Below are 13,413 nucleotides of genomic sequence, written 5' to 3'. Positions count from 1 at the left end.
GCGTCGGCGTGCGTATGCCGTGATGTGACCTTTGTAGTGGAATTGAAGAATTGAGGGGCTTCTGCTGTTTTCGTGGGTTAGGTTCTTGGTTGTGGTAGGTGTATGTCGAGTCCGCCGCAGCGGAGCATGATGAGCGCGATGAGGCTGCTGACGTGGTGGAAGCCATAGGTCATGCGGATGGTGACCTTGATGCGGCTGTGGGGCTTCATCCGTGGAGCCAGCGTGATCATCATTTCGACGATCACGGCGCTGTGGCTGTTGCAAGGCATTCCCGTGGTCGCCGGCATGGGCGGATTCACGCACGTCGACGATGTGCATGATTCCGCGTATGGTATGCCGACCCGACCCCGCTTCGTTGGTGTGCGTGGGATGTCCATTCAGGTTTTTCCCATCTTCGGACTCGTAAAATAGGCGAGGTTAACAAGACGAAGAACGATGACATCCGTCGATTCGCAAGGGGAGGACGCATATGGATTATCAGTATCAGGCCGTTGAACAGCCTTCCAATCCCCGCAAAACCTGGCCGATTGTCCTTTCCGTGGTCGTGGCGCTCACTGTGGCATGCGGCGCAGGAGTGTACGTCTACCACAACAAACGGCAGGAGGCGTTGGACACATGCCGGCAATCGCTTGCGGAATTCAGCTCGGCCCGTAAGGCCGTGCTCGACACATCCGAAAACGGTAGCGAGCTGCAGAAATTGATCCGTGGTGCGCTCGGCGTGAACGACATCATCGACGCGTTCGCGGACGCGGCCACCAGCGCAGAGAACACGGTCGATACGGAAGGCTGTAAGGCGGACGCCACCATCACGCAGCTCAATCTCGTCTCCAAAACATTGGACAGCGCAACTGACTCCCTGAACGGCAGTCTGAAGACAATCGAAAAGAACCAGCAGTCGCAAAGCGGCGGCGATACCTCCGATGGCACGTCGAATTCAACGCAATCCAATGATGGGACGAGTCAAAACAAGTCAGACGACAATGCCGAATCGTTGGAAGACTCCAAACTTGCTTTGCAGGAATCGCTTGACAAGGCAAACGCGCTTATCGACAAACTCGGCAATGACGGCGATCTCACCCTTATTGGACGCAAACTGTTGAGCGCGCTATCCAAAGCCGTTGATGCGGGCCAGCAGCTGATCGACAATAGCGGCGTCAAAGAATCCAAGTATTACAAGGCCGCCAAAACCACGCTTGATGAAGCCATCGAAATGGCCGACAACTGGGTGAATCAACAAGCAGCCAAAGCGCAGTAAAACATTTTCCAAAGTACCGCGTGGCATTCGAAATCTCGTTTGCGCTTACCGTGCCGTCAGTATGCGGATTCGCGCTGATTTTCGCCGCAATCATCTTCTCCGAAGTGCAACTCCCACATCGCAGCAAATCGTAATGCCGAATATGTGAACTTGACTGTTGATTCCACGCTGTATCTGCTTTATTCTTGAATACTTGTGAAAGAGTTTTGTGAGAAGTGGCGGAAACGTATCGCCACCAAAGAGATGGTATTCATCGGCATTGTGACGCTGGCCGCGTCCATTATCGCCTCATGGCTGAAGCAATTCCCTGGATTCAGCCTGTTCGGTGCGCTGATTATCGCACTGCTGATCGGCATGGTGCTGCAGTTTCCGATTCGCAAATGGTATTCCAGCCGTTCACCAGAGCATAAGGACGGTGTGAAAGACGCAGCAGGACTGATTTCCAACAAGCTGCTCCGCTTGGGTATTATTCTGCTTGGATTCAAGCTCAACCTGCAGGTGCTGTTCACGCAAGGCATCAAATGCTTGCCGATTGCCGCTGTTGTGGTGACGCTCACCATCGTCGTGTGCTACAACATCGCCCGTAAGCTCGGCGTTGACCCGCAACTGGCCATTCTGGTGGCTGGCGGTACCGGCATTTGTGGTGCCGCAGCCGTCATGGGACTTTCCGGATCCATCAAGGTTCCACCGGAACAGGAAGACGAGAAAGCCAACAATGAAGTGATGGCCGTGGCCATCATCGCCATCATGGGCACGATCTTCGCCCTCGTGGAAATCGCATTTGGACCGCTTACCGGACTGACTAACACCCAGCTGGGCATCACAGCCGGCGCATCCCTGCACGAAATCGCACACGCGGTGGCGGCTGGTGACGCGTTCGGCGCGGTCGACATCGCCACCATCATGAAGCTGTCGCGAGTGCTTATGCTCGTTTTCGCAGCCGTCATCATCGCCATCTGGTGGGATAAGAACCATTCGCAGATGCCTTCGGACGGCAAGCGCAAGATCTCATTCCCGTGGTTCATGCTCGGCTTCATCGGAGCGTCGATCATCGGCACGTTCGTGCCGTTCATCGCCACCATCACCCCGCAGCTGGTCGATTTCGCCTACATCGTGCTTGGCATGGCCATGGCCGCATTGGGCATCACCGTGAACTTCTCGGCACTCGCCAAGAAGGGGCAGAAGGCGTTCCTTGCCAGCCTCATCACTTCGATCCTGCTCATGTGCTTCGCAGCGGGAGTGGCAGCGCTGTTCTTCTAAAAATCTTCTACATATCTTTTATATCTTCCAAATACCGTTGTGCCGTGCGCTGGGATAATCAGTGCACGGCACATTTTTTTTATTTGTATTAAAAGTAATCTGGTATTAATCCGAAACTTTGCGACGATCCGCAATCAAGGTACGAACCAGCGAACAAATCGGCAGCAAATACAGAAAACAGCTCAACAACAGACTTTCCGTAGGAGCCCCAACCGAAGCAAGCGGCACCGCGCCGGCAATCGACCATGGAATCAATGGAGCCACCACAACGGCGGTATCCTCCAAATTAATGACCTTGCGCTGCTCGTCGTTTTCCAAATTGCCGCACAACTGATCAGTCAACATAATCGACAATGTCTGATTACAGGCAACCGCGCTCGCAACCACAGACGTGACCAAAGTCGCACCAAACACGCTGATGTGCTTCGCCATCGAAGCGATAAGCCGATGCGTGCCATCCAACAACCCCGTTTCCTGGAAAATACCGGAATACGACGAGGAAATGCAGACGATCAGTATCACCTTGATCATCGAAACGATGCCGCCACCGTCAATCAACGACGCCACTTGGGCGTTCGAACAATGAAAACCGAACACCAAAGCACGGCCAATTTCCAGCCAATCCATATGCTGCACCAGCACGCAAACCGGCAATGCGGTGAGAATACTTGCGCCCATCGTAATGCGCACGTCCATTCGGGCGATCGCAAGCACCACAAGCACCAACGCGGGAATAACGGTAACCCAATGAAGATCGAACGCGCTTGAGAACAATCCCGTGATATCAATGGAACCTGCGGAAGGATGCGTGCACAAAGCCAACACAGCATAAATCGCACACGTGATGATGAACGGAACAATAGATGTTTTCAACATCAGTACGATATTGTCGAAAATATTCGTATGTGTGAGTGCTTTGACTAATTGCGCGCTGGTGGAAACAGGGGAGCAGCGGTCGCCGAAATAGACGCCCGACAGAATCGCACCGCCGAGGAATACGGGCGAAACCTGCATGGACGTGCCGAGCGTCATGGTGATGACGCCCATGGTGGCGGCCGTAGCGAACGATGATCCGGTCAGCAGTGACATGAGGCAGTTGAGCAGGAAGGCGAGCAGAATCACCACATGCGGGCGCACCAGGCTGGAAGTGTTCGCCACAATGAACGGCACGGTGCCGGCGGCGCGCCATAGCGTGGTCAGCAGGCCAATCAGCACGAACGTCACCGCCACAATGCTTGCGGCACGCATGGTGGCGAACCCTTTGGAAAGCATGGTCGCGAATTTGTGACCGGTGATTTTGCCATGGATGAGGAACATGACCACGCCGGCCAGCAGTGCGGGAACGATGGATATGTTGGTTATGATGCAGGCAATCAAAGCCGCACAGAACAGCGCCATCGTAACAAGTTCCGCCATGATGTTCCTTTCTTTGATGATTATCGCGCGGTACGTCAACGCCTTCGACATTCTTTTGACGAATCGTAAGAACTCGGCAAGCGTAGCAGTCATTATGTAAACGCGATGAGTTCGGGCTAAGACGTGGACATGGTCTTGTGCTGGTGCGGTGGAATGGCTGGTGCGGTGGGAGTGTCGGTTTGGTTCAACCGGACTTGAGATTGATAGTCTGTAATCGGTTATGCTGAAGCGAGCAGAATCGAGGAGGATTATGACTGATTTCGATATTGCGAAAGCGCAGGAATTGGAACATCGTACGGAAGATGCGTCAGCTCCCGAAGTGTTTTTCACTCCTGTGATCACGCCGGAAAGCTTGATTGCCGCATATCATGCGTTGGGAGCTAGGCCGGAAGGTAAGGTCGCCATCAAAATCCATTCCGGAGAATCCGAAAAATCCAATAATCTGAATCCCGCGCTGGTCAGGGATTTGGTACAGGAGATCGGCGGAACATTGGTGGAATGCGCAACGGCATACGACGGCAATCGAGAGACTCCCGAAAAAAGCCTTGCCGTGTTCAAAGAACGCGGATATGGCGATATCGCGCCGATTCAAATCATGGATATGGGCGGTGAGATCGAGATTCCGGTAGCCAAGCACCGCCATATCGCCTATGACATCGTCGGCAGGCATATCGACGACTATGATTCCATCTTCGTGCTTTCTCATTTCAAAGGGCATCCAATGGGCGGTTTCGGAGGCGCGTTGAAGAACGTGTCCATCGGCATCGCATCGTCGAACGGCAAACGTTGGATTCATTCCGCAGGCGTGGCTAAAGACAAGTGGGTCGAAGCTGAGCAGGATGACTTTCTCGAGTCGATGGCCGAAGCGGATGAGGCTGTGATCAGCCACATGAACGGCAAGATGATGTATTTGAACGTCATGAACCGTTTGTCGGTGGATTGCGACTGCTTCGCCACGCCGTCCGAGCCGGACATGCATGACATTGGCGTGCTTTCGTCGTTCGACCCGGTGGCACTTGACCAAGCGTGTGTCGATCTGATTCATGTGGCGCCGGACGGCGCGTCCGTGACCGAGCGTATCGCCACCAGGCATGGCGAACACACGCTCGAATACGCCGAAGAGCTTGGGCTTGGTTCGCGTGCATACCGTTTGACCGTGCTCGAGTAGTGTGCACGGAGTCGGCGATGATGGAATCCAAGGAATCTAAGGAATCCATGGAAAACGTGGAGGAGGCGCAGGCGGTTCAAGACGCGCGGGCCGTGATCGAACGCATCGAACGTGTGTTTACGGAACGCGAGCATGTGTTTGTGGCGATCGACGGGCCATGCGCGTCGGGCAAAACCACGTTGGCGGCTTTGCTGCAGCGTCGTTTCGACGGCAATGTGCTGCATATGGACGATTTCTTCCTGCGCCCGGAACAACGCACTCCAGAACGGTTCGCCGAACCGGGAGGCAATGTCGATCGGGAACGATTCGAAGAAGAGGTGCTGGCTCCGCTCGTTGCCGGAAATATCGTGCAGTATCGTCCTTGGGATTGCCATACCGGCGATTTTGCGGCTTCGCATAGTGTCGAACCTGCTCGTTTGACGATTGTCGAAGGCAGTTATAGCATGCATCCCGCATTGCGTGAATACTACGATTTGATGATCTGCCTGATGATTGATTCCAATGAGCAGTTACGCAGACTCGAGGCACGTAATCCGCGTATGCTGCAGCGATTCATCGACGAGTGGATTCCTTTGGAGAATCGGTATTTCGAGCAAACTGGAACACGCGCAATTGCCAACATGGTTGTAGATACTGCCAAATCAAACGAATAACGAATTTTTCATAATGAACGAAAGCTTGTGAAAAGAAAGCTTTTAAAAAGGAGAATGAACATGACTTCCACTACAGCAGTTTCCTTGCGTCGCACTGATCTGCCACGCTTGAGCGTGAGCGTCAAAGCCGCCGCAACCGTGCTTGCCATTGTCGCCGCAGTGGCGTTGCCGCAGTTGTTCCATGTGATCGGAGCGGTTTCCGGACGAGGAACTGCGTTGGGCGTTGCCTTTCTGCCTATGCACTTGCCGATTATTTTCGTCGGTTTGATCGCAGGTCCAGCGGTTGGTGCGATTGCAGGCGCAGCTGCTCCACTGGCGAGCTTCCTGCTTTCCGGCATGCCGATGCTGGCTGTTCTGCCGTTCATGATGATTGAATTGTGCGCGTACGGTTTGGTTGCAGGTCTGCTGCGTGAGATCAAGCTGCCAAGCCTAGTAAAGGTGGTTATCGCCCAACTTGCCGGCCGTGTCGTACTGACCGTAGCCACTGCAGTGGCGGTGTTCGCATTCGGTTCCGGCAACAGCATCGCCGCCACTTGGACGAGTGACTTGGCCGCTGGACTGCCCGGTCTTGCTTTGCAGTGGGCGCTGATCCCTCTTGCCGCATACTGGATCGAATCGTTGATCACCAAGCGATGAACCACGTTCTGAACACTTTCTGAACCACAAGAGCCAAGCCGATAGACTTGGCTCTTGTTGCATATGAGCCGAGTGTGAGCCGAGATACGAAAGGAATGCCATGATTGCCGGAGTGTCCATCACCACGCTGCTACTGGTTCTCGTTGCCGGTATCGGCGCAGGATTCGTAGGGTATGCCGTTGGCGCTTCGTCATTGATCTCATACCCGGCACTGTTGGCGTTCGGCATTCCGCCAGTGCTCTCGAACACCACGAACACGGTGGGTGTATGCGGAACCGGCATTGGAGGATTGCTTTCCGCGCGCAAGGAGCTAAAAGGGCAGCGCGCCCGTGTGATCATCTATGCGCTTATCGGATTGGTTGGCGGCATTATCGGCGGGCTGTTGCTGCTGGAACTGCCGGCAGAAGTGTTCGAATGCGCGGTGCCGCCGCTGATCCTGTTCAGCGCGTTGATCATCGCTATCAATCCTCGGAAAAAGGCTGCTGCGCGAGATGCCGTCGCACAAGCGCTTCCTCAATCGCAGCAAGGCGAACGAGCTGCGAAAATCGCCAACAAAACTGATGATGGCAAACTGCATGACCCATGGTGGTTGTGGCTTGGCGTAAGTTTTGTCGGCATTTATTCCGGATATTTCGGCGCCGCAGCAGGCACGCTTGCCTTGGCGATTCTCGACTTGGGTAAGATCGGTCCGTTCCATCAGATTAATGCGTTGAAAACGGTGGTCGGTTTCGGTGCGAACATTTCCGCCGCAATCATGTTCATCATTCGTGGATCCGTGTATTGGCCGTTCGCCATCATGATGTGCCTCAGATGTATCATCGGCAGTGCAATCGCCCCACCTGTCACCCGGCATATTCCTGAAAACATCATGCGCGCCGCCGCCGTGCTCACCGGCATCATCCTAGCCGTCAAGCTCGGATGGAGCACCTACTTGTGACATGCGCTGTACATTGATTCGCGATGTGAAGTCCCGCTGGAAGAACCGATTTCTCCAGCGGACTTCTTTTTCTAGATACTTTGCGATTGAAGGACCTGCGAGCCGTCCATCGGCATCTCGCAAAACAGCATCGTGTCAGATAAGCGTCGACAGTGCTCGCATTACAATATCCACATCCTTGTTTTCCAATTCGCGAATGACATGCAGATAGGTTTCCTGTGTTGTGGTCATGCTGGCGTGGCCGAGGCGGCGCGACACGCTGGCGATTGATACGCCGGCGAACAGCAGTAGTGATGCGTGCGTATGCCGCAATCCGTGGATGGAAATGACCGGCGCATCCACGTTCTTGCAGTGTCTGGCGAGTACGCCGTTGGCTGTGGAGTTATAGATTTTGCCGTGCACGAAGATGGGCTTGTCATGCGGAAGATTCTTGAGTAATCCGGAAAGCTGCATGATGAGCTGCCAGTCAAGCTGCACTTTGCGTACGGAAGATTCGTTTTTCGTGGGTACAAAACCGCCGCCGTTTTTGTAATCCCAGGTTTTGCTGACGGAAAGCGTTTGGTGGGTGAAATCGAAGTCGTCGGGCGTGAGTCCAAGCGCTTCGGAGAATCGGAGTCCGGTTTTCGCGATGAGGAGGATGAGCCAATCCCAACTTGCCTCAGCGCCAAGATCAAGATCGGCGAGCATAGCGTGCAGCTCGAATTGGTTGAGATACTTCATTTTTTTGATGCGTGGCTGCTTGCCTTTGATGATAACTTTGCGTGTCGGATCACGGGGAATGAGTCCTTCATCAACGGCGTCGAGAATGGCGCCTTTGATCTGGTGATGAAAATCCATGGTGGTCTGGCGCTCATGATGCTGCGCGTAACCGTTAATGAGCTGCTGATAGGCGGTGCGATCCATATCGGCAAGTCTTAGTTCAGGGATGAGTTTGCCGAGCCAAGATTGTGTGAGCCGATATTTATCCATGGTCACGTCTCTGATGGCACCTTCCTTATACGTTTTCACCCACTGGGCGTAGTAGTCGCAGAATAGCGATTCCGCGGTGATGTTTTCCTGCATAGTGTGCACCTTTCTAAAAAAGATAGGGATAAGGTGCAGCCATCATACTTACGCTGATGAAGGGTGATGAGCGAGTCTAGGAGACTCAGACAAGAGCCGATTCTTTGTTGCTCAGGTAAGGACGGGATGGCCACTTCAAGGTTCTTAACTATCACTCCCGATAGGTTCCCCTGACCACCTTGCAAAAAGGTCGTGACAATGTAATCTTTTCGTCTCCTCAGCCAGGCAGCGAGATATCTTGCGTCACAATCGTCATGAGGAAGTATGGCGAGAATAGCCTGGTTGATGGCGCCTTTTTGCTTCGATACAGCCACTTCGCCACTTGTCGCTCCATACAATGCATACAACACATCACCGGGTTTGACCATTCTTGCAGAAGATGATTCATATCCTTTCCCCGTCAGAAAAAGCTCAGTCGATTTAGATGCAATTTCAGCGGACCTGATAAAAGGAATAGACCCACCGTAAAACTCAGATTCGCCGGCAGCGGGTGTGCCTCCTGAATAGCTTTCGGTCAGTTCTCCCAGCTTACGCTGTTCCCAAGCGGGGGCGCGGTATTCTTATGGAAGATGTGCAGTCACTCGTGGAGCCGTGCATTGGTTTGCCGGTACCGCAATGAGGAGGGATAGATGAATAAGCAGCAGCTCGCTTCGAAGATTTGGGAATCTGCCAATAAGATGCGTTCCAAGATCGAAGCGAACGAATACAAGGATTACATTCTTGGCTTCATCTTCTACAAATTCCTTTCGGAAACCGAACTGATGCGCTTGAGAGCCAGCGACTTCACTGAGAACGACCTTCCGCAGCTCACGGAGGACAATCCGGACATTGTGGAATTCGTGCAGGGTGAGTGCGGCTACTTCATCGCCTATGACAACCTGTTTTCCACATGGATTAAACAAGGTAACGATTTCGAGATTTCCAACGTACGTGATGCGCTTTCGGCGTTCTCCCGCAACATCAATCCGGCACACAAGAAAGTATTCGACGGTATTTTCGACACTCTACAGACCGGACTTTCCAAGCTCGGTACCGATGCAAGAAGCCAGTCCAAGGCCGCGAGAGATTTGATTTACCTCATTAAAGACATTCCGATGGATGGTCGTCAGGATTATGACGTTCTTGGCTTCATCTACGAATATCTCATCAGCAATTTCGCCGCCAATGCGGGGAAGAAGGCCGGCGAATTCTACACACCTTCTGAGGTTTCCCAGCTGATGAGCGAAATCGTCGCCTGGCATTTGCAGGGGCGCGAGCAGATCAAGATCTACGACCCGACATCCGGCTCTGGTTCCTTACTGATTCATATTGGCCAAGCTGTGGCTCGACGAAACGGCAATCCGGATTCCATCATGTATTACGCGCAGGAGCTCAAGGAGAACACTTACAACCTCACGCGTATGAATCTGGTGATGCGTGGCATTCTTCCCGACAACATCGTTGCCCGCAACGGCGACACCCTGGAGGACGACTGGCCGTGGTTCGACACGTTGGAGAACAAGGAGGAAACGTACAATCCGCTGTTCGTGGATGCGGTGGTCTCCAACCCACCCTATTCGCAGAATTGGGATTCCACTGACAAGGAGATCGATCCGCGTTTCAGCTATGGCATGGCCCCGAAGTCCAAGGCGGATTATGCTTTCCTGCTCCACGACTTGTACCATCTGCGTGCCGATGGCATTATGACCATCGTTCTGCCGCATGGGGTGCTGTTCCGCGGCGGCGAGGAAGGTCAGATTCGTAAGAATCTGATCGAGAACCGTCATATTCAGGCGATTATTGGTCTACCTGCGAATATTTTCTTTGGTACGGGTATCCCCACCATCGTGATGGTGTTGCGCAAAAAACGCGATGATGACAGGGTGCTCATCGTTGATGCGTCGAAGCATTTCATCAAGGACGGCAAGAACAACAAGCTACAGGCTTCTGATATCAAACGCATTGTCGATGTGGTGTCGAACAATCGCACGGTACCCAAGTTCAGCCGTCTGGTGTCCATCGATGAGATTCGCGCCAATGATTACAACCTCAACATTCCGCGTTATGTCGATTCATCCGAGGATGCGGAAACGTGGGATGTGTACGCTTCGATGTTTGGTGGCGTTCCGAAGAACGAGGTTGAGCAGTTCAAGGAATATTGGAACGCTTGGCCGAGTTTGAAGGCTGAACTGTTCCGCGATGATGGCGCTTGCTATGCCTGCGATCATGATGACATCGCCGCCGTGGTTCGCAACAATTCCGATGTGAAGACGTTCGTCGCCGCCTATGAGCGGGCTATTTCCGACCTGCCTTCCGACCTGCGCTTCCGTTTGGTCGAGCATCCCGAACAAGTGGATGCGCTCGCCCAAGAAGCGGCCATTGGTAGGGAATTGGATGCGATGATTGCCAATACCGCGCTGGTCGACCCGTATGATGTTTATCAGAATCTTGATGACGCATGGAACGGCATCTCCATTGATCTGGAAGTGTTAGGTTCCGAAGGTTTCGATGCGGTAAGAGCAGTGGATCCGAACATGGTCGTCAAGAAGAAGGCCGGCAAGGATGTGGAAGTGCAAGATGGCTGGATTGGCCGCGTTCTGCCGTTCGACCTGGTCCAGCGCGAGCTGCTGCACGATGATTTGGCTGCAATCGAGACGGACGAACGCCGTGTGCAGGACATCGATTCCGAGATTGAAACCATCTTGGAAGGTTTCGATGAGGATGACAAGCAGAACAGTGATGCGATCAACCAGGACGGTGAGGCCTTCGTTGCCGCCGAGCTGAAGAAAGCGGTCAAGGCGATCGGCAAGAATCCGGCTTCCGATTTCGAGCGTGGCTTGGTGCAGGCCCAGAAGCTGTTTGATGAGGCGAAGAAGCTGAAGTCCGACATCAAGACCAAGCGAAACGCGCTAGAGGATAAGACCTGCGACGCGATCAAGACGTTGAGTGATGACGAAGCCAGAAGGTTGCTGGAAGCCAAGTGGATTACGCCATTGCAGAAGCAGCTGGAAGAACTGCCGAATGCGGTGATCGACGAATTCATTGGCAAAGTGAACGCGTTGAAGAACAAGTACGCCACCACATATGCCGACGTATGCGGCCAAATCGATGAAGCGGAGAAGGAATTGGCCGGAATGCTTGGCGATTTGACCGGCAATGCCCGCGATCTGGCGGGCTTGGAAGAGCTCAAATCACTGCTCGGGGGTGAATAATTATGGTCGAACAGCATGGAAAAACACTAGTTCCGCAGATTCGTTTCGCTGGTTTCACTGACCCTTGGGAACAGCGTAAGCTGGGGGAACTGTGTTCTTTCTCTAAGGGATATGGGTATTCGAAGAACAATTTGAGAGATCAAGGCACTCCGATTATTTTGTATGGTAGGTTGTACACAAATTACGAAACTCAGATACATTCCGTCGATACTTTCGTAGACCCTCTTGAAAATTCTGTGTACACCGAAGGCGGAGAGGTTATTGTTCCTGCATCTGGGGAAACGGCGGAGGACATATCCATTGCGTCAGTCGTTGAAAAACCTGGAATTATTCTGGGCGGAGACCTAAATATCATAACGCCTTCAGCTGTTGTTAATCCGGTTTTTCTTGCTTTGGAATTATCTTATGGAAAGCCGCATTTCGATTTAGCAAAAAGAGCCCAAGGCAAATCTGTTGTGCATATTCACAATGAGGATATTGCGAATGTGTTTTTTGATCGTCCATGCATCGCCGAGCAGCGTCGAATCGGTGGGTTCTTCGACCGTCTGGACTCGCTCATCACCCTTCATCAGCGTAAGTATGACAAGCTCTGCGTGCTGAAAAAATCCATGCTCGACAAGATGTTCCCTAAAGGGGGTTCCCTGTATCCGGAGATTCGTTTCGCTGGTTTCGCTGACCCTTGGGAACAGCGTAAGCTAGGTGAAGTTGCCAATGTTTGCAGCGGCAGAGACTATAAGCATCTGGCGGAAGGACCAATTCCAGTATACGGAACAGGTGGTTACATGACATCTGTTTCTAAGGCTCTTTCGTATGATGAAGATGCAATTGGCATAGGGCGAAAAGGAACTATCGACAAACCGTATAGACTGCGGGCACCTTTCTGGACGGTAGATACGTTATTTTATGCCATTCCTGAGGCTTCCTTAGATATTAATTTTCTTTTGTGTTCTTTTCTGAACGTTGATTGGAAAAGCAAGGATGAGTCGACGGGGCTTCCAAGTCTTTCAAAGCGGGCAATAAATGAAACCGAAGTTCTAGTTCCAGACATTGGCGAGCAGCGTCGAATCGGCGCGTTCTTTGACCGTCTGGACTCGCTCATCACCCTTCATCAGCGTAAGCTCGAATTACTGCGGAATATTAAGAAATCCATGCTTGACAAGATGTTCGTATAGGGGTGTTCATGGCAACAATCACGTTATTTCACGGTTCCCCATACGAATCCGTGACCCCCGAGTACGGTTTGGGCAATGACAAGCACGATTACGGTCGTGGTTTTTATCTGACTAAAAGTGTCGAGCTCGCCAAGGAATGGGCCGTGTGCAGGCCGGATGAGTCCAATGGCTGGGTCCACCAGTACGAACTGAACACGAATGGGCTGAGCATCCTGGATTTTCAGGAGCATAGCGTGCTTGCCTGGCTGGCCGAGCTGATGAAACATCGTGATGCCGCCGATTCCAAGCGTTATCGCGTGCTTGCCGCAAAATTCATCGCCCAATACGGCATCGATACCAGCGGTTATGACATCATCAAAGGCTGGCGTGCGAACGCCTCGTACTTCTACATCGCTAAAGAATTCGTTCGAGATAATGTGGACGTCGATATCTTGGAGGAACTGCTGTCACTTGGCGGATTGGGCATCCAATATTGCATCAAGAGCGAAAAGGCATATGGGCAACTGCGCGAAGTCAATGAGGGCTTGCTTTCCGTCAACTACAGCGAATTCAACGACAAATACAATCAGAGGGATGTTGAGGCGCGGCAGAACATGCGTGATCTTATCGATTCCGATGTCAATACGGTGACCAACGTGTTCAGCACGTTGCTCTAGGGAGTGA

12 protein-coding genes and 1 pseudogene are annotated in these 13,413 nt (G+C 52.7%); 10 read left to right on the top strand and 3 right to left on the bottom strand.

Translation table 11 applies throughout. The features are described 5' to 3' along the window. Positions 1 to 171 precede the first annotated feature (171 nt). The 3 genes from KSY55_RS07995 to KSY55_RS07985 all read left to right on the top strand — a co-directional run bounded on the left by KSY55_RS07995 (position 172) and on the right by KSY55_RS07985 (position 2,515). On the top strand, positions 172 to 411 hold the full coding sequence (locus KSY55_RS07995) for a hypothetical protein (RefSeq protein WP_171843198.1): 240 nt from the start codon (positions 172 to 174) through the stop codon (positions 409 to 411). Positions 412 to 469: 58 nt separating this feature from the next. Next, complete coding sequence (locus tag KSY55_RS07990) at positions 470 to 1,255, top strand: hypothetical protein (protein ID WP_065439398.1); 786 nt, start codon at positions 470 to 472, stop codon at positions 1,253 to 1,255. A 195-nt stretch (positions 1,256 to 1,450) separates the two neighbouring features. Beyond that, the gene (locus KSY55_RS07985; protein WP_217749565.1) at positions 1,451 to 2,515 is read left to right on the top strand and encodes a YeiH family protein; all 1,065 of its coding nucleotides are present in this window, start codon (positions 1,451 to 1,453) and stop codon (positions 2,513 to 2,515) included. 105 nt (positions 2,516 to 2,620) lie between these two features. Here the strand turns inward: KSY55_RS07985 and KSY55_RS07980 are convergent, their stop codons facing one another. Then, positions 2,621 to 3,931, bottom strand: coding sequence for a Na+/H+ antiporter NhaC family protein (locus tag KSY55_RS07980; protein ID WP_065439396.1), 1,311 nt, complete (start codon positions 3,929 to 3,931; stop codon positions 2,621 to 2,623). Between the two features lie 250 nt (positions 3,932 to 4,181). On the opposite strand from KSY55_RS07980, the gene KSY55_RS07975 reads away from it, so the two are divergent. The 4 genes from KSY55_RS07975 to KSY55_RS07960 all read left to right on the top strand — a co-directional run bounded on the left by KSY55_RS07975 (position 4,182) and on the right by KSY55_RS07960 (position 7,325). After that, positions 4,182 to 5,099 carry a DUF362 domain-containing protein gene (locus KSY55_RS07975; protein WP_217749564.1) on the top strand — a complete coding sequence of 306 codons (918 nt, stop codon included), beginning with the start codon at positions 4,182 to 4,184 and terminating at the stop codon, positions 5,097 to 5,099. Positions 5,100 to 5,116: 17 nt separating this feature from the next. After that, positions 5,117 to 5,752, top strand: coding sequence for a uridine kinase (locus KSY55_RS07970; protein ID WP_226556881.1), 636 nt, complete (start codon positions 5,117 to 5,119; stop codon positions 5,750 to 5,752). Positions 5,753 to 5,812: 60 nt separating this feature from the next. After that, on the top strand, positions 5,813 to 6,388 hold the full coding sequence (locus tag KSY55_RS07965; protein ID WP_226556882.1) for an ECF transporter S component: 576 nt from the start codon (positions 5,813 to 5,815) through the stop codon (positions 6,386 to 6,388). 100 nt (positions 6,389 to 6,488) lie between these two features. Further along, on the top strand, positions 6,489 to 7,325 hold the full coding sequence (locus tag KSY55_RS07960) for a sulfite exporter TauE/SafE family protein (protein WP_217749563.1): 837 nt from the start codon (positions 6,489 to 6,491) through the stop codon (positions 7,323 to 7,325). Between the two features lie 135 nt (positions 7,326 to 7,460). On the opposite strand, the gene KSY55_RS07955 is transcribed toward KSY55_RS07960, so the two are convergent. Both KSY55_RS07955 and KSY55_RS07950 read right to left on the bottom strand, forming a co-directional pair. Beyond that, a complete protein-coding gene (locus KSY55_RS07955) occupies positions 7,461 to 8,387 on the bottom strand; it encodes a site-specific integrase (RefSeq protein WP_217749562.1) in 927 nt (308 codons plus the stop codon). After that, positions 8,330 to 8,917: pseudogene (locus KSY55_RS07950) on the bottom strand (restriction endonuclease subunit S); the annotation flags it as partial. The gene KSY55_RS07955 and the pseudogene KSY55_RS07950, both read right to left, overlap by 58 nt. 99 nt (positions 8,918 to 9,016) lie before the next feature. On the opposite strand from KSY55_RS07950, the gene KSY55_RS07945 reads away from it, so the two are divergent. The 3 genes from KSY55_RS07945 to KSY55_RS07935 are packed head-to-tail and all read left to right on the top strand — an operon-like array spanning position 9,017 to position 13,406. Beyond that, positions 9,017 to 11,578, top strand: a complete 2,562-nt coding sequence (locus tag KSY55_RS07945; protein WP_217749561.1) for a type I restriction-modification system subunit M — start codon at positions 9,017 to 9,019, stop codon at positions 11,576 to 11,578. Between the two features lie 2 nt (positions 11,579 to 11,580). Further along, positions 11,581 to 12,750 carry a restriction endonuclease subunit S gene (locus KSY55_RS07940; protein WP_217753811.1) on the top strand — a complete coding sequence of 390 codons (1,170 nt, stop codon included), beginning with the start codon at positions 11,581 to 11,583 and terminating at the stop codon, positions 12,748 to 12,750. A gap of 8 nt (positions 12,751 to 12,758) precedes the next feature. Further along, complete coding sequence (locus KSY55_RS07935; protein ID WP_217749559.1) at positions 12,759 to 13,406, top strand: DUF3990 domain-containing protein; 648 nt, start codon at positions 12,759 to 12,761, stop codon at positions 13,404 to 13,406. Positions 13,407 to 13,413 lie beyond the last annotated feature (7 nt).

The organism is Bifidobacterium sp. MSK.13.1, assembly GCF_019131435.1.
Taxonomy (GTDB): domain Bacteria; phylum Actinomycetota; class Actinomycetes; order Actinomycetales; family Bifidobacteriaceae; genus Bifidobacterium; species Bifidobacterium pseudocatenulatum.
The sequence above is the reverse complement of the archived record's forward strand: the minus strand, read 5'-3'. Positions and strand labels throughout refer to the sequence as shown.